Here is a 15210-nt window from a genome sequence, read left to right on the forward strand (position 1 = left end):
TTTCCACGCCCCAAAAACGCAAAAAGCCCTGAATAATCAGGGCTTTGAATATGGCGGAAGCGTAGAGATTCGAACTCTAGGATAGTTGCCCATCGACGGTTTTCAAGACCGTTGCCTTAAACCACTCGGCCACGCTTCCAGCAGGTTTTGCGGCGGCAATCATACCGTAATGAAACACGCTGTCAAACTCTCTATGTCGCCGGTTGCAGGAGCTCTGTTAGACTCGATGCATCAGACGTTTCAAAACCACAGGTTTACCCAAGGAGTGTCGCCATGCGCGAACAGGATTATGCCGTTCACCACGGCCAGCAGGTCGAGCAGCAGGAGATCAGCAAGGTCCTGCGCAATACCTACAGCCTTCTGGCGCTGACGCTGGTCTTCAGCGGCGTCATGGCCTACGTTGCCCAGCAGATGCGCGTCGGCTACCCGAACATCTTCGTGGTGCTCATCGGCTTCTACGGCTTGTTCTTCCTCACCGCCAAACTGCGTAACTCGGCCTGGGGCCTGGTGTCCACCTTCGCCCTCACCGGCTTCATGGGTTTCATCCTCGGCCCTATCCTCAACCGCTACCTGGGCATGACCGGTGGCGCCGAGGTGGTCAGCTCGGCCTTCGCCATGACCGCACTGGTGTTCGGTGGTCTGTCGGCCTACGTGCTGATCACCCGCAAGGACATGAGCTTCCTGAGCGGCTTCATCACTGCCGGCTTCTTCGTGCTGCTGGGCGCCGTGGTCGCTAGCTTCTTCTTCCAGATCAGCGGCCTGCAACTGGCGATCAGCGCTGGCTTCGTGCTGTTCTCGTCGGTGTGCATCCTGTTCCAGACCAGCGCCATCATTCATGGCGGTGAGCGCAACTACATCATGGCGACCATCAGCTTGTACGTTTCGATCTACAACCTGTTCGTCAGCCTGCTGCAGCTGTTCGGCATCATGGGCAGCGACGACTGATCGCACCCTGTTATTGAAAAGCCCGCTTCGACGGTAATGCTGTTCACTTAAGAATGCTGGGGCTGCTGCGCAGCCCTTTCGCGACGCAAGGCCGCTCCCACATTGTCCAAACTTGCCCCGTAAATAGGGTATTCACGGTCAGTGTGGGAGCGGCCTTGTGTCGCGATGGGCCGCAAGGCGGTCCCAATGCCGGCGATGCAGAACTTAAGTAAATAGAATTACGCTTCGGCGGGCTTTTTCATGCCTGTGACTTGACCGTTAAGTCAGCTTATTGCGCACATAGCCGGCGATCTTGCCGCTAACGTGCTTGCCACTACCGCAATCGCGTCACAGCCCTTAGAATGCGCTCCCTTTTTTCTTGCCGGACCGCTTTCTCGATGAGCTCACACGAACACAGCCCAGGCGCGGCGGCGCCTGCCAATGAACTGGTGCTTGGCCTCGAGGACAAGCCGCGGCTGCTGATCGGCCTGCTGGCGGCGTTGCAACACCTGCTGGCGATCATCGTGCCGATCGTTACGCCGGGCCTGCTCATTTGCCAGGCACTTGGTGTGTCCGCACGCGATACCAACCTGATCGTCTCCATGTCGCTGGTGATCTCCGGCATCGCCACCTTCATTCAGTGCAAACGCTTCGGGCCATTCGGCGCCGGCTTGCTGATCGTGCAGGGCACCAGCTTCAACTTCGTCGGCCCGCTGATTGCCGGTGGCGCCTTGATGGTCAAGCAAGGCACGCCGGTGGAAAGCGTGATGGCGGCGATCTTCGGTGTGGTGATTGCCGGCTCGTTCGTCGAAATGGGCGTGTCGCGCATCCTGCCGTTCGTCAAACGCCTGATCACCCCGTTGGTGACCGGCATCGTGGTGCTAATGATCGGCCTGACGCTGATCAAGGTCGGCCTGATCAGCATGGGCGGCGGCTTTGGCGCCATGGCCAATGGCACCTTCGCCAATGGCGAAAACCTGCTGCTGTCGGGCGTGGTGCTGGCGATCATCGTCATTCTCAACCGGATTCCAGTGGTGTGGATGCGCAGCTGCGCCATCGTCATCGCCCTGGCCGCAGGCTACGCGCTGGCTGGCTACCTGGGCCGCCTGGACTTCACCGGCATGCACGAAGCGGCGCTGTTCCAGGTACCGACGCCGCTGCACTTCGGCCTTGGTTTCTCCTGGGCACTGTTCATTCCAATGCTGGTGATCTACCTGGTGACCTCGCTGGAAGCCATTGGTGACGTGACCGCCACCAGCAAGGTGTCGCGCCAGCCGGTCGAAGGGCCGGTGTGGATGCAACGCATCAAGGGCGGTGTGCTGGTCAACGGCGCCAACTCGCTGCTGGCAGGCCTGTTCAACACCTTCCCCAGCTCGATCTTCGCCCAGAACAACGGGGTGATTCAGCTGACCGGCATCGCCAGCCGCCATATCGGTGTGTGGATCGCCGTGATGCTGGTGGTGCTGGGCCTGTTCCCGAGCGTTGCCGGGGTGATCCAAGCGGTGCCGGAGCCGGTGCTGGGTGGTGCGGCGATGGTGATGTTCGGTGCGGTGGCCGCTTCGGGGATCAATATCCTGGCCAGCACTCGCCTGGACCGCCGCGCCCTGCTGATCATCGCTGTGTCGCTCGCCCTGGGCCTGGGTGTGGCTCAGGTGCCTGAGTTTCTGGCGCACATGCCGGCGGCGATTCGCAATGTGCTGGAGTCGGGTGTGGCTACAGGCGGTATCTGTGCGCTGGTGCTGAACTGGTTCCTGCCGGAGAGCAAGGAACAGGCTTGATCTGGGTGTTGCCAGGGCCTTGGGGCCGCTATGCGGCCCATCGCCGGCTAGCCGGCTCCTACAGGGATTGCGCCAAGCCCAGGTTGCATGCAATTCAATTCGATGGATAGAAAGCCCGACCCGCCGTATACGAGCGGGAACGGGCTTTTTTGCTTTATCATGGCCGCATTCCTTTGCACGAGTTGTCCATGAAATTCGCTATCGCGGTTTTTTCACCAGCCCATGCGCCCTCCTCGCGCCGCGCCCTGCGTTTTGCCGAGGCGGTGCTGGCTGGCGGGCACGAGATTGCCCGGCTGTTCTTTTATCAGGACGGGGTGCATAGCGCCTCGGCCAACGTGGTCGCGCCCCAGGATGAGCAGGACATCGCCAGCCAATGGCGCGCCTTCGTCGAGATCAACAAGCTCGACGCCGTGGTGTGCATCGCCGCCGCCCTGCGCCGTGGCGTGCTCGATGAAACCGAAGCCAATCGCTACCAACGCCCCGCGGTGAACCTGCCCAAGCCTTGGGAACTGTCGGGCCTCGGCCAACTGCACGAAGCCGCGCAAACCGCCGACCGCCTGGTCTGCTTCGGAGGCGACTGAAATGGCCAAATCCATGTTGATCATCAGCCGCCAGGCCCCCTGGAACGGCCTATCCGCCCGTGAAGCGCTGGATATCGCCTTGGCCGGCGGCGCCTTCGACCTGCCGTTGGCCATGCTGTTTCTAGATGACGGCGTGCTCCAGCTTGCCCCCGGCCAGCAGCCAGCTGCCGTGCAACAGAAAAACCTCGCGGCCAACCTGCAGGCACTGCCGATGTTCGGTGTCGAGGAGCTGTTCGCCTGCCAGCACAGCCTGGCCCGCCGAGGCCTCGCTGCCGACAGCCTAGAGCTGCCGGTAGAAGTGCTGGACGATGCCGCGCTCAAGGCCCTGATTGCCCGTTTCGACCAAGTGGTGACGCTCTGATGGCAACCCTGCACGTGTTATCCCACTCCCCGTTCGGCGATGAGCGCCTGGAAAGCTGCCTGCGCCTGCTCGGCGCCGACGATGGCGTGCTGCTGTGCGGCGATGCCGTTTACGCCCTGAGCAGCGGCAGCGACCCCCAGCGCCACTTGCAGGCCGCAGGCCTTGCCCAGCGCCTGTTCGCCCTCGACGAAGACCTGCAGGCCCGGGCCATCGACAGCGAACTGGCCAAGGCCGTGGACTACCCGGCGTTCGTCGAACTGTCGCTGCACTACGACAAGGTCAACAGCTGGCTATGAGTACCCTGACTGTCGGCGACAACGCCATCGCCCTGGACAAGGACGGCTTCCTGGTCGACCTGCAAGACTGGTCACCCGCCGTGGCCGAGGCCCTGGCCGCCCGCGAAGCCATTGCGCTGACCCCGGACCACTGGGAAATCCTCGAACTGCTGCGCCAGTTCTACGCAGAATTCGAGCTGTCACCGGCCACTCGTCCGCTGATCAAGTACACCGCGCTCAAGCTGGGTGTGGAAAAGGGCAACAGCCCGCACCTGAACCGCCTGTTCAACGGCACCCCTGCCAAACTCGCCGCCAAGCTGGCGGGCCTGCCCAAGCCGACCAACTGCATATGACCGAACCGCTTCCGCTTACCCTGCAAACCCCGGCCGAGCACCCGTTCGCCGAATTCGTGCGCATCCTTGGCAAAGGCAAGCGCGGCGCCCGCGGCCTCACCCGTGAGGAAGCCCTGGCGGCGATGACTCTGCTGCTCGAAGGCAAGGTCGAAGACACCCAGTTGGGCGCCTTCCTCATGCTGCTGCGACACAAGGAGGAAAGCGCCGAGGAGCTCGCAGGCTTCACCGAGGCCTTGCGCAAGCACCTCGACGCGCCGAGCATTGCCGTGGACATCGACTGGCCGACCTACGCGGGCAAGCGCCGACACCTGCCGTGGTACCTGCTGGCGGCCAAATGCCTGGCCGACAACGGTGTGCGTATCCTACTGCACGGGGCCGGCGCGCACACCGCTGGGCGTCTGTACACCGAGCAGGTGCTCGGGCTGTTGCAAATCCCGCTGTGCCGCGACTGGCAGCAGGTGCGCGAGGCGCTCGACCAGCATCAACTGGCGTTTTTCCCGCTGCAGGACTGGGCACCGCAACTGCAGCGCATGATCGACCTGCGCAATACCCTCGGCCTGCGCTCACCGATCCACTCCCTGGCTCGGGTACTCAACCCGCTCGGCGCCCGCTGCGGCCTGCAGAGCATCTTCCATCCGGGTTACCAGGCCGTGCATCGCGAGGCGAGCCAGTTGCTTGGCGACCATGCCATCGTGATCAGGGGCGATGGCGGGGAAATCGAGGTCAACCCCGATACCATCAGCCACCTTTACGGCACCACGGGTGGCGAAGCCTGGGACGAGGAATGGCCAGCCATGAGCGAGCGTCGCCATGTGAAGCCATCGAGCCTCGAGCCTGACCAGTTGCTGGCGGTGTGGCGCGGCGAGACCGAGGACAGCTATGGCGACCTGGCGGTCGTCGCCACCATGGCCCTTGCCCTGCGCGGCTTAGGCAGCACGCAGGAGCAGGCGTTCGAGAAAGCGCGCGAATACTGGGGCGCGCGGAAAGCATCGAATAAGTAGATAGTTAGGGTGCGGTATTTGCGCTATTTATTCGAACGATTTTCTCTAGACTGAGCTCCAACGACAAACGACTTTTGTTTTCTAGGAGCTCACCATGGGCCTTTTGATCGACGGCCGCTGGCATGACCAGTGGTATGAAACTGGCAAGGACGGCACGTTCAAGCGTGAAAATGCCCAGCGCCGTAACCAACTCCCCGCTGCCGAGGCCGGCCGTTACCACCTGTATGTCTCGCTGGCCTGCCCATGGGCCCACCGCACGCTGATCCTGCGCGCCCTGAAAGGCCTGGAGCCACTGATCGATGTATCCGTGGTCAGCTGGCTGATGCAGGATCATGGCTGGACCTTCGATACCGAGCAAGGCTCCAGCGGCGACCACCTCGACGCCCTCCAGTACCTGCATCAGCGCTATACCCAGGACGACCCGCACTACACGGGGCGCGTGACCGTGCCGGTGTTGTGGGACAAGAAAGAGAAGCGCATCGTCAACAACGAGTCGTCGGAGATCATCCGCATCTTCAACAGCGCTTTCGATGAATTGACCGGCAACCGCCTGGACCTTTACCCCGAGCCGCTGCGTCCGACCATCGAGGCGCTCAACGAGCGTATCTATCCGGCGGTAAACAACGGCGTGTACCGCGCAGGCTTCGCCACCACCCAGGAGGCGTACGAGGCAGCGTTCGATGACGTGTTCAACGAGCTGGATTACCTGGAGGACCTGCTGGGCCGCAATCGCTACCTGGCTGGCGAGTTCCTGACCGAGGCCGACGTGCGCCTGTTTACTACGCTGGTGCGCTTCGACGCGGTGTATCACGGGCACTTCAAGTGCAACCTGCGGCGCCTGAGCGACTATCCGAACCTGTCCAACTGGCTGCGTGAGCTTTACCAGTGGCCGGGCGTGGCGCAGACGGTGAACATGGAGCACATCCAGAAGCACTATTACATGAGCCACAAGACCATCAACCCGAACGGGATCGTGCCCAAGGGGCCCTTGCAGGACTTCACATTGCCCCATGACCGGGAGCGGTTGGTGGGCAAGGGGATCTGGCAAGGTTGATATCGCGGGGGCTGCTTCGCAGCCCATTCGCGGGGCAAGCCCGCTCCCACAGGTTTGGTGCGGGCGCTGAAAATGGCGCTGATCAGTGGGGCTGCGTTGCGGCCCATTCGCGGGCAAGCCCGCTCCCACAGGTTTGGTGCTGGCTTTGAAAACGGCGCCGTACCTGTGGGAGCGGGCTTGTCCCGCGAATGGGCCGCAAAGCGGCCCCAATGATTTCAGCTGTTCTGCGCCCCTTCGAACCAGGCCAGCTTGTCACGCAACTGCACCACTTCCCCAACGATCACCAGGGTCGGCGCATGCACTTCATGCTGGGCCACTAGGTCCGGCAGGTCTGCCAGGGTACCGGTGAACACCCGCTGGTTGCGCGTGGTGCCTTGCTGAACCAGCGCCGCCGGCGTGCTCGCGGCACGGCCGTGGCGGATGAGCTCGGCACAGATGGTCGGTAGGCCCACCAACCCCATGTAGAACACCAGGGTCTGGGCCGGCGCCACCAGGTCATCCCAGGGCAGGTTGCTGGTGCCGTCCTTGAGATGGCCGGTCACGAAGCGCACCGACTGGGCATAGTCGCGGTGAGTCAGCGGAATCCCGCCATAGGCGGAGCAACCACTGGCCGCGGTAATCCCCGGCACCACCTGGAATGGAATTCCCTGCTCGGCCAGCTCCTCGATCTCCTCGCCACCCCGGCCGAAAATGAACGGGTCGCCGCCTTTGAGGCGCAACACGCGCTTACCTTGCTGGGCCAGATCGACCAACAGGCGGTTGATCTGCTCCTGCGGCACGGCATGGTCAGCGCGACGCTTGCCAACGTAGATACGCTCGGCATCACGGCGACACATCTCGATGATCGCTGGAGCCACCAGGCGGTCATACAACACCACGTCGGCCTGCTGCATCAGGCGCAGGGCGCGGAAGGTCAACAGGTCCGGATCGCCCGGCCCCGCGCCCACCAGATACACCTCACCGCCCTGCTGCACCGGCGCGCCGTCGACCATGGCCTGCAACAGGCGCTCGGCCTCGGCGCCTTGCCCGGCCAACTGACGCTCGGCGATCGGCCCCTGGAACACGGTCTCCCAGAAGCCACGACGCTGGTTGACATCCGGGTACAAGCGCTTGACCTTGTGCCGGAAACGCGCGGCCAGCCCGGCCAATTCGCCATAGGCCGAAGGAATCCAGGCCTCCAGCTTGGCGCGGATCAAACGCGCCAGCACCGGTGCGTCACCGCCACTGGACACCGCGATCACCAACGGCGAGCGGTCGACGATCGCCGGGAAGATCACCGTGCACAGGGCCGGCGCATCCACCACGTTGACCGGCAGGCTACGCGCCTGGGCATCCGCCGAGACCTGGGCGTTGAGCCCTGAGTCGTCGGTGGCCGCGATGACCAGGCGACAACCGTCCAAGTCGCTCGCCCGATACCCACGCACCAGCACTTCACCGCCGCCTTCACGGGCAAGCCCAGCCAGTTGGCCGTCCACATCGGGCGCCACCACACGCAGCGCGGCGCCGGCATCGGCCAGCAGGCGCGCCTTGCGCAAGGCGATCTCACCGCCGCCGACGACCAGCACGCGGCCGCCCTGCAGCTTGTGAAACAGTGGCAGGTAATCCATTTAGCGGATGACCTCGACGCCGCCCATGTAAGGCTTGAGCACTTCTGGGACGCGGATCGAGCCATCGGCCTGCTGATAGTTCTCCAGCACCGCCACCAAGGTACGGCCAACGGCCAGGCCGGAACCGTTCAGGGTGTGCACCAGCTCGGGTTTGCCGGTTTCCGGGTTGCGCCAGCGGGCCTGCATGCGGCGGGCCTGGAAGTCGCCACAGTTGGAGCACGAGCTGATCTCGCGGTACTTGTCCTGGCTCGGTACCCACACTTCCAGATCGTAGGTTTTCACGGCGCTGAAGCCCATGTCGCCGGTGCACAGGGCCAGCACGCGGTATGGCAGCTCCAGGGCCTGGAGCACGCGCTCGGCGTTGGCGGTCAGGCCCTCCAGGGCTTCCATCGACTTCGACGGCTCGACCACCTGGACCATCTCGACTTTGTCGAACTGGTGCTGGCGGATCATGCCGCGGGTATCACGGCCCGAGGCACCCGCCTCGCTGCGGAAACATGGCGTGTGAGCGACGTACTTGATCGGCAGTTGCTTGGCGTCGAGGATCTCGCCCGCCACCAGGTTGGTCAGCGACACTTCGGCGGTCGGGATCAGATAGAAGTCGGCCTCGCCTTCGCGGCTGATCTTGAACAGGTCTTCCTCGAACTTGGGCAACTGGCCGGTGCCTTGCAGCGCCGGAGCCTGCACCAGGTAAGGGGTATAGGCCTCTTCATAGCCGTGTTCGGCGGTGTGCAGGTTGATCATGAACTGCGCCAGGGCGCGGTGCAGGCGGGCAATCGGGCCGCGCAGCACGGCGAAGCGGGCGCCGGACAACTTGGCCGCGGCCTCGAAGTCCAGGCCACCGCTGATTTCACCCAGGGCGACGTGGTCCTTGATCTCGAAATCGAACTGGGTCGGAGTGCCCCAGCGGCGCACTTCGACGTTGTCGTCTTCGCTCGCGCCTACCGGCACGCTGGCGTCCGGCAGGTTGGGGATGGTCAGCACGATGCCGTCGAGTTCGGCCTGGATGCCGTCCAGCTCGGTCTTGCCGGCGGCCAGCTCGTTGGCCATGCGCTCGACGTCAGCCATCAGCGGCGCGATATCCTCGCCCTTGGCCTTGGCCTGCCCGATGGACTTGGAACGGGCGTTACGCTCGGCCTGCAGTTGCTCGGTACGGGTCTGCACCGACTTGCGGCGCTCTTCCAGTGATTCGATGCGCGCGACATCCAGGCTGAAGCCACGGGAGGCCAGGCGATCCGCCACTTCCTGAAGTTGGCCGCGTAACAGTTTGGAATCGAGCATATCGTTCTCTCGTTATGGGTAGGTGTTGGTTCAGAAACGGGTCAGGGACAGGCCGGCCCAGGTGGCCAGGAGCCCGCCCACCACGCTGATAGCGGTATAGCCCAAGGCCAGGGGCACTTGCCCGCTTTCCATCAGGCGCACGGTATCGAGCGAAAAAGACGAAAACGTGGTCAGGCCGCCGAGAAAGCCGACGATCAGGCCGGCGCGCAGCTCGACCGGTACGAACGGTTTGTGCATGAACAGCCCATACAGCAGGCCGATCAGCAGGCAGCCCACCAGGTTGACTGCCAGCGTACCGGTATAATAGTGCTGCGGCCAGCGCGCCACGACCCAGTTGGAGGTGGCGAAACGCAACAGGGTGCCGGCGGTCCCGCCGGCACTGACGGCGAGGATGAGTGCGATCACGGTTTTCTCCGTTGCCGTGGGCTGTTGCGGTCGAGGTCGGCCAGGTGGCGCAGTTTCTCGCCGATCTTCAACTCCAGGCCGCGCGGCACCGGCTGGTAATACTGGCGGGGCTCGAGCTCGTCGGGGAAGTAGTCCTCACCCGCCGCATAGGCATCGGGTTCGTCGTGGGCATAGCGGTATTCATCGCCATAGCCCAATTGCTTCATCAGCTTGGTCGGGGCGTTGCGCAGGTGCAACGGCACTTCCAGCGAGCCATGCTCGGCCGCCTCGCGCAGGGCGGTCTTGAAACCCGTGTACACGGCGTTGCTCTTTGGCGCGCAGGCGATATAGGTGATGGCCTGGGCCACCGCCAGTTCGCCCTCGGGGCTGCCGAGGCGCTCCTGCACATCCCAGGCCGCCAGGCACAGGCTCAGCGCCCGTGGGTCGGCGTTGCCGATGTCCTCGCTGGCCATGCGCACCACGCGCCGGGCGATGTACAGCGGGTCGCAGCCGCCGTCGAGCATGCGTGCGAACCAGTACAAAGCAGCGTCGGGGTTGGAGCCCCGAACGGATTTGTGCAACGCGGAAATCTGGTCGTAGAAGGCTTCGCCGCCCTTGTCGAAACGGCGGCGGCTGTCACCGAGCAGGCTCTGCAGCATCTCGACGTCGATCTCGCTGCCGTCTTCGGCCAGGTCGGAAGCGTTTTCCAGGAAGTTGAGCATGCGTCGGCCATCGCCATCGGCGGCAGCCATCAGCATCTTGAAGGCGTCGTCGCCCACCCGCAGGTTACGCTTGCCCAGACCGCGCTCTTCGCTCAACGCCCGGTTGACCAGCTTGCGCAGCGCCGCCTCGTCCAGGCTCTTGAGCACGTACACCCGGGCCCGGGAGAGCAGTGCGTTGTTCAACTCGAACGAGGGGTTTTCGGTGGTGGCGCCGATGAACAGCAGCGTGCCGTCTTCCACGTAGGGCAGAAAGGCGTCCTGCTGCGACTTGTTGAAGCGGTGCACCTCATCGACGAACAGGATGGTACGCCGGCCGTACTGCCCGCCTGCTGCTTGGCCACCTCGACGGCCTGGCGGATCTCCTTGACCCCGGCCAGCACCGCCGAGACCGTTTCGAAGTGGGCATCGCAAAACTGCGCCAGCAGCCGCGCCAGGGTGGTCTTGCCGACCCCTGGCGGGCCCCAGAAGATCATCGAGTGCAACGCCCCCTGTTCCAGCGCCTCGCGCAGCGGCTTGCCGCGGGCCAGCAGGTGCTCCTGGCCGACGTACTCGTCCAGGTTGGACGGACGCAGGCGGGCAGCCAAGGGCTGGGCAACGGGTTCGCTTCGAAACAGGTCCATCACGGCCTCGGGTTACTCCTGGATGATGTCCGCGCCTTTGGGGACATCGAACTTGAACGTGCTGTCGGATACCGCGGCGTTGGCCTCGACGCCATTGAACAGGATATTGGTGCGCTGACCGACGCTGTCGACCAGTTGCATGTCATTGATCAGGCCCTTGCGGAACGACACGCGCAGCGAGTCGAACAGGGTGTCCTTGGTTTTCGGCTTGAGGGTGAAATCCATGACATCGCCCTGCTCCTTGGAGGTGATGTCGAAGCTCTGGCTGATCTTCGACACATCACCGGACAGCAGCAGCGCCGGAGTCTGGCTCAAGCGCACGTCGAGCTTCTTGATGGTCGCCTGCTCGAGGTCCGGGTCCCACAGGGTGACGTTCTTGCCATCGGACACCACCACCTGTTCCTGCGGCGCATTGGTGTGCCAGTAGAACAGGCCCGGGCGCTTGACGGTCATCTTGCCGGACGTTTCCTGCAGGCTGGTGCCGCCGGCGTCCAAGGTCAACTGGGAGAAGTTGGCCTGGATGGTCTGCGACTTTTCCAGCAGCTGGGTCAGGCGCTGCACATCCTGCTCACCGGCGTGCGCCGAGAGCGTGGCCGACACGGAGCCCATGGCCAGGGCAGAAACCAACAGCATGCGAATCGCGCGCATGGAAATCCTCGTTGAGCAGTGATTGGGCCGGGCGCCACAGATGGCGCCCGGCAGGGTAACGATCAATCGCGTGGGCCGCCTGGGGCGATGACTTCCCGCGAGCCGTTGCTGTTCATGGGGGTAACGACACCCGCCATTTCCATCGCCTCGATCATGCGGGCGGCGCGGTTGTAGCCGATCTTCAGCTTGCGCTGCACCGCCGAAATGGACGCACGGCGGCTTTCCAGCACGAATTGCACGGCTTCATCATACAGGGCGTCGCTTTCCGAATCTTCACCATCGCCACCCCCGCCGCCGCCTTCGAAGCCGCTACCGGCCTCTTCCACGCCATTGAGGATGTCGTCGTTGTAGTCCGGTGCGCCACGCAGCTTCCAGGCCTCGACCACGCGATGCACCTCGTCATCGGAGACGAACGCGCCGTGTACACGAATCGGCAGGCTGGTGCCCGGCGGCATGTAGAGCATGTCGCCGTGGCCAAGCAGCTGCTCGGCGCCACCCTGGTCGATGATGGTCCGCGAGTCGATCTTGCTCGACACCTGGAACGCCATGCGGGTCGGGATGTTGGCCTTGATCAGGCCGGTGATCACGTCCACCGACGGGCGCTGGGTGGCGAGGATCAGATGGATACCGGCGGCCCGCGCCTTCTGGGCGATACGGGCGATCAATTCCTCGACCTTCTTGCCGACGATCATCATCATGTCGGCGAACTCGTCGACCACCACCACGATGGTCGGCAGGGTTTTCAGCGCTGGCGGCTCGTCGTCCATGCTTTCGCGACGGTACAACGGGTCGTGGATGATTTCACCCGCTTCCTGGGCATCCTTGACCTTGCGGTTGAAGCCCGCCAGGTTCCGCACGCCCATGGCCGCCATCAGCTTGTAGCGGCGCTCCATCTCGGCAACGCTCCAGCGCAGGGCGTTGGCGGCGTCCTTCATGTCGGTGACCACCGGGCACAGCAGGTGCGGAATGCCTTCGTAGATCGACAGCTCGAGCATTTTCGGGTCGATCATGATCAACCGCGCGTCTTCCGGGCTGGACTTGAACAGGATCGACAGGATCATCGCGTTCACACCCACCGACTTACCGGAACCGGTGGTACCGGCCACCAGCAGGTGGGGCATCTTGGCCAGGTCGGTGATCACCGGCTTGCCGCCGATGTCGTGGCCCAGGGCCAGGGTGACCGGCGACTTCTGCTCGTCGTACTGGGGCGTGGCGAGCACTTCGGAGAACCGCACCATCTGCCGGTTTTCGTTGGGGATCTCGATGCCCACGGTGGTCTTGCCGGGGATCACCTCGACCACACGCACGCTGGTCACCGCCAGGGAACGCGCCAGGTCCTTGGCGAGGTTGGCGATGCGGCTGACCTTGACGCCAGCCGCCGGCTGGATTTCGTAACGGGTGATGACCGGGCCTGGGTGGATGGAGTCCACCGAAACCTCGACGCCGAATTCCTTGAGCTTGATTTCCAGCAACTGACCGACACCGGCCAGGGATTCTGGCGAGTACTCGATCTTTTTCTGTTCGGCAGGATCGAGAATGGAAATCGACGGCAAGGTGCCTTCCACGGCGCTGTCGACGAACAGCGGCGCCTGCTTCTCCTTCATCACCCGCTTGCTTTGCTCCGGCGCCCGGGCAGCAGCGGGCGGCACGATGGTCGGGGCCGCGTGAGCCGGCTCGCGGGATACCACCGGCTCACGCGCCACCACAGGCTCGCGAGCAAGGGTTGGCTCGCGCCCAAGGGTCGGCTCGCGAGGCTCGAAGGGCTGGGCGGGTGCTTCTTCACGCTTGAACAGGCGCTCGCGCAGGGCCGGTTTGGCCGGCTCGCGCTTGTCTGTGGCCTTTGGCCCAAGGTCGAACACCGGGTCGTCGACCTCACGCAGCTGCGCCTCCAGGCGCTTGCGCTCGTTGCGCGCCTCCCACCAGCGGTTCGCGGCACCTTGCACCAGTTCGAACAGGTCGAGGGTGATCTTGCCGGTCAGGTCCATCACCTTGAACCACGACAGGTCGGTGAACACGGTCAGGCCGAACAGGAACAGGGCGATGAACATCAGCGTGCTGCCCTGCACGTTCAGCAGGTTGCGCGCCAGATCGCCCAGGCTCTCGCCCAGTGCGCCGCCGGCGGAGAACGGGATGCTGGTCGCCGGATGGAAATGAATATGCGCAAGCGCAGCGCCCGACAGCACCAGGAACACCAGGCCGATCAACCGCCAGGAGAACAGCCAGCCGCTCCACTGCCACGGCTGGTGACGCTCGCGGAAGATCTGCCAGGTCTTGATGGCCAGCAGCAACGGGAAAATGTAGGCGAAATAGCCCAGCACCATGAACAGGATGTCGGCGAAGTAGGCTCCGGCACGACCGGCGGCATTCTGCACCTGGTCGACGTTGCTGGTGTGGCTGAAGCCTGGATCCGAGGTGTCGTAGGTCAGCAGCGCCATCCACAGATACAGGCACAGGGCGCCGACAGCGATCAACGCACCTTCCTTGAGGCGGTAATGCAGCTGCTGCCGCCACAGGGGCACAGGCAATGGAGCTGGAGTTGCGGTGGATTTCTTCAAAACGCGTCTATTCCTGCGCGTGCTGCGCGTCCAATAGTGATCGGCCAGGTGTGCGGCCAATGAACCACTACTTTTAACATTACTGCCCGCCGGCCGCCATGGCGGCACGCCATGAGGCGCTTGAGTGGGGGCGACTTTCGTATGACTGCAATTTGAGCATGCATTTTCTTTCGTGACAAAGGCTTATGCTGTGTTTTTGCACAGGTGTGACAGCAAATGTGCCGGATGGTGCCTGTAGCCATCCTAATGTGTAGGAAATTACATCTTGTGCTGCCTGCCGGGGCCGGCGACGAGGCCAGCATTGACCCGAAAAGCCGCACGCGCCATGCTGACCTCTCCCCTCCCCCACCGCACGATAGACCATGCTCACCTGGCTCACCCGCGATTCGCTGACCTTCCCGCCGCTGGAAAAAGCCCTGCACGATCCCAACGGCCTGCTTGCCGCCGGTGGCGACCTGAGCGCCGAGCGACTGGTGCAGGCCTATCGCCATGGCTGCTTCCCCTGGTATCAGGATGGCCAGCCGATTCTCTGGTGGTCGCCCGATCCTCGCACCGTACTGTTCCCAGACGAGCTGCACGTGTCGCGCTCGCTCGCCAAGCTGATGCGCCAGGGCCGCTACCAGGTGAGCTTCGACAGCGATTTTCGCGCCGTCATCGACGCCTGCGCCGCGCCCCGCGACTACACCGATGGCACCTGGATCACCGACAACATGCGTGAGGCCTATTGCCAGCTGCACCAGCGCGGCATCGCCCACAGCGTCGAGGTACGCCAGGACGGCGAACTGGTCGGCGGCCTGTATGGCCTGGCCATGGGCCGACTGTTTTTCGGCGAGTCGATGTTCAGCCGCGCCGACAATGCCTCGAAAGTCGGCTTCGTGACGCTGGTCGAACATTTGCGCAATGCAGGCTTCGTCCTCATCGACTGCCAGATGCCCACCAACCACCTGCACAGCCTCGGCGCCCGCGCCATCAGCCGTGCCGACTTCGCCGACTACCTGCGCCAACACCTCGACCAGCCCAATGGCGCTACCTGGGTTTGCTAGGCGAGTTCTGCCAGCTGGCTTAC

The 15210-nt window shown here is 63.7% G+C and carries 14 protein-coding genes, 1 tRNA gene and 1 pseudogene; 9 read left to right on the forward strand and 7 right to left on the reverse strand.

The features are described from left to right. Positions 1–51 precede the first annotated feature (51 nt). Positions 52–139: transfer RNA gene (locus E6B08_RS19420), tRNA-Ser, on the reverse strand. A gap of 134 nt (positions 140–273) precedes the next feature. On the opposite strand from E6B08_RS19420, the gene E6B08_RS19425 reads away from it, so the two are divergent. The 8 genes from E6B08_RS19425 to E6B08_RS19460 all read left to right on the forward strand — a co-directional run bounded on the left by E6B08_RS19425 (position 274) and on the right by E6B08_RS19460 (position 6327). Continuing rightward, the gene (locus E6B08_RS19425) at positions 274–945 is read left to right on the forward strand and encodes a Bax inhibitor-1/YccA family protein (RefSeq protein ID WP_133331940.1); all 672 of its coding nucleotides are present in this window, start codon (positions 274–276) and stop codon (positions 943–945) included. Positions 946–1322: 377 nt separating this feature from the next. Then, a complete protein-coding gene (locus tag E6B08_RS19430) occupies positions 1323–2702 on the forward strand; it encodes a nucleobase:cation symporter-2 family protein (RefSeq protein ID WP_136915538.1) in 1380 nt (459 codons plus the stop codon). 188 nt (positions 2703–2890) lie between these two features. After that, complete coding sequence (gene tusD / locus E6B08_RS19435; protein WP_136915539.1) at positions 2891–3283, forward strand: sulfurtransferase complex subunit TusD; 393 nt, start codon at positions 2891–2893, stop codon at positions 3281–3283. Position 3284: 1 nt separating this feature from the next. Further along, entirely contained in the window at positions 3285–3644 is a 360-nt protein-coding gene (tusC, locus tag E6B08_RS19440; protein WP_136915540.1) for a sulfurtransferase complex subunit TusC, read from the forward strand. Continuing rightward, positions 3644–3940 (forward strand): sulfurtransferase complex subunit TusB, encoded by a 297-nt coding sequence (gene tusB / locus E6B08_RS19445; protein WP_136915541.1) that lies wholly within the window; start codon positions 3644–3646, stop codon positions 3938–3940. Before tusC ends, tusB begins: the two co-directional genes overlap by 1 nt. After that, on the forward strand, positions 3937–4272 hold the full coding sequence (locus E6B08_RS19450; RefSeq protein WP_136915542.1) for a TusE/DsrC/DsvC family sulfur relay protein: 336 nt from the start codon (positions 3937–3939) through the stop codon (positions 4270–4272). The genes tusB and E6B08_RS19450 overlap by 4 nt, the downstream gene beginning before the upstream one ends. Continuing rightward, complete coding sequence (locus E6B08_RS19455) at positions 4269–5273, forward strand: glycosyl transferase family protein (RefSeq protein WP_136915543.1); 1005 nt, start codon at positions 4269–4271, stop codon at positions 5271–5273. The genes E6B08_RS19450 and E6B08_RS19455 overlap by 4 nt, the downstream gene beginning before the upstream one ends. 94 nt (positions 5274–5367) lie before the next feature. Then, the gene (locus tag E6B08_RS19460; protein WP_136915544.1) at positions 5368–6327 is read left to right on the forward strand and encodes a glutathione S-transferase family protein; all 960 of its coding nucleotides are present in this window, start codon (positions 5368–5370) and stop codon (positions 6325–6327) included. A 215-nt stretch (positions 6328–6542) separates the two neighbouring features. On the opposite strand, the gene cysG is transcribed toward E6B08_RS19460, so the two are convergent. The 6 genes and pseudogenes from cysG to E6B08_RS19490 form a co-directional block, all read right to left on the reverse strand. Further along, on the reverse strand, positions 6543–7934 hold the full coding sequence (gene cysG / locus E6B08_RS19465) for a siroheme synthase CysG (RefSeq protein WP_136915545.1): 1392 nt from the start codon (positions 7932–7934) through the stop codon (positions 6543–6545). Beyond that, a complete protein-coding gene (gene serS / locus E6B08_RS19470; RefSeq protein ID WP_136915546.1) occupies positions 7935–9215 on the reverse strand; it encodes a serine--tRNA ligase in 1281 nt (426 codons plus the stop codon). A 30-nt stretch (positions 9216–9245) separates the two neighbouring features. After that, on the reverse strand, positions 9246–9620 hold the full coding sequence (crcB, locus tag E6B08_RS19475) for a fluoride efflux transporter CrcB (protein WP_136915547.1): 375 nt from the start codon (positions 9618–9620) through the stop codon (positions 9246–9248). Then, positions 9617–10941, reverse strand: a pseudogene (locus E6B08_RS19480) (replication-associated recombination protein A). Before E6B08_RS19480 ends, crcB begins: the two are co-directional and overlap by 4 nt. 12 nt (positions 10942–10953) lie before the next feature. Then, positions 10954–11589: an outer membrane lipoprotein chaperone LolA gene (gene lolA / locus E6B08_RS19485; RefSeq protein WP_136915548.1), complete on the reverse strand. Its 636-nt coding sequence runs from the start codon at positions 11587–11589 to the stop codon at positions 10954–10956. Between the two features lie 62 nt (positions 11590–11651). After that, a complete protein-coding gene (locus E6B08_RS19490; RefSeq protein WP_416194407.1) occupies positions 11652–14192 on the reverse strand; it encodes a DNA translocase FtsK in 2541 nt (846 codons plus the stop codon). Between the two features lie 314 nt (positions 14193–14506). On the opposite strand from E6B08_RS19490, the gene aat reads away from it, so the two are divergent. After that, a complete protein-coding gene (gene aat / locus E6B08_RS19495; protein WP_136915549.1) occupies positions 14507–15187 on the forward strand; it encodes a leucyl/phenylalanyl-tRNA--protein transferase in 681 nt (226 codons plus the stop codon). Positions 15188–15210: the final 23 nt, after the last annotated feature.

This window comes from Pseudomonas putida, from assembly GCF_005080685.1.
Lineage (GTDB): Bacteria > Pseudomonadota > Gammaproteobacteria > Pseudomonadales > Pseudomonadaceae > Aquipseudomonas > Aquipseudomonas putida_V.

Bases quoted from the DNA above. Each gene is read 5' to 3' on its own strand.
- E6B08_RS19425 (WP_133331940.1), top strand. From the start codon at position 274: ATGCGCGAACAGGATTATGCCGTTCACCACGGCCAGCAGGTCGAGCAG.
- E6B08_RS19430 (WP_136915538.1), top strand. From the start codon at position 1,323: ATGAGCTCACACGAACACAGCCCAGGCGCGGCGGCGCCTGCCAATGAA.
- tusD (WP_136915539.1), top strand. From the start codon at position 2,891: ATGAAATTCGCTATCGCGGTTTTTTCACCAGCCCATGCGCCCTCCTCG.
- tusC (WP_136915540.1), top strand. From the start codon at position 3,285: ATGGCCAAATCCATGTTGATCATCAGCCGCCAGGCCCCCTGGAACGGC.
- tusB (WP_136915541.1), top strand. From the start codon at position 3,644: ATGGCAACCCTGCACGTGTTATCCCACTCCCCGTTCGGCGATGAGCGC.
- E6B08_RS19450 (WP_136915542.1), top strand. From the start codon at position 3,937: ATGAGTACCCTGACTGTCGGCGACAACGCCATCGCCCTGGACAAGGAC.
- E6B08_RS19455 (WP_136915543.1), top strand. From the start codon at position 4,269: ATGACCGAACCGCTTCCGCTTACCCTGCAAACCCCGGCCGAGCACCCG.
- E6B08_RS19460 (WP_136915544.1), top strand. From the start codon at position 5,368: ATGGGCCTTTTGATCGACGGCCGCTGGCATGACCAGTGGTATGAAACT.
- cysG (WP_136915545.1), bottom strand. From the start codon at position 7,934: ATGGATTACCTGCCACTGTTTCACAAGCTGCAGGGCGGCCGCGTGCTG.
- serS (WP_136915546.1), bottom strand. From the start codon at position 9,215: ATGCTCGATTCCAAACTGTTACGCGGCCAACTTCAGGAAGTGGCGGAT.
- lolA (WP_136915548.1), bottom strand. From the start codon at position 11,589: ATGCGCGCGATTCGCATGCTGTTGGTTTCTGCCCTGGCCATGGGCTCC.
- aat (WP_136915549.1), top strand. From the start codon at position 14,507: ATGCTCACCTGGCTCACCCGCGATTCGCTGACCTTCCCGCCGCTGGAA.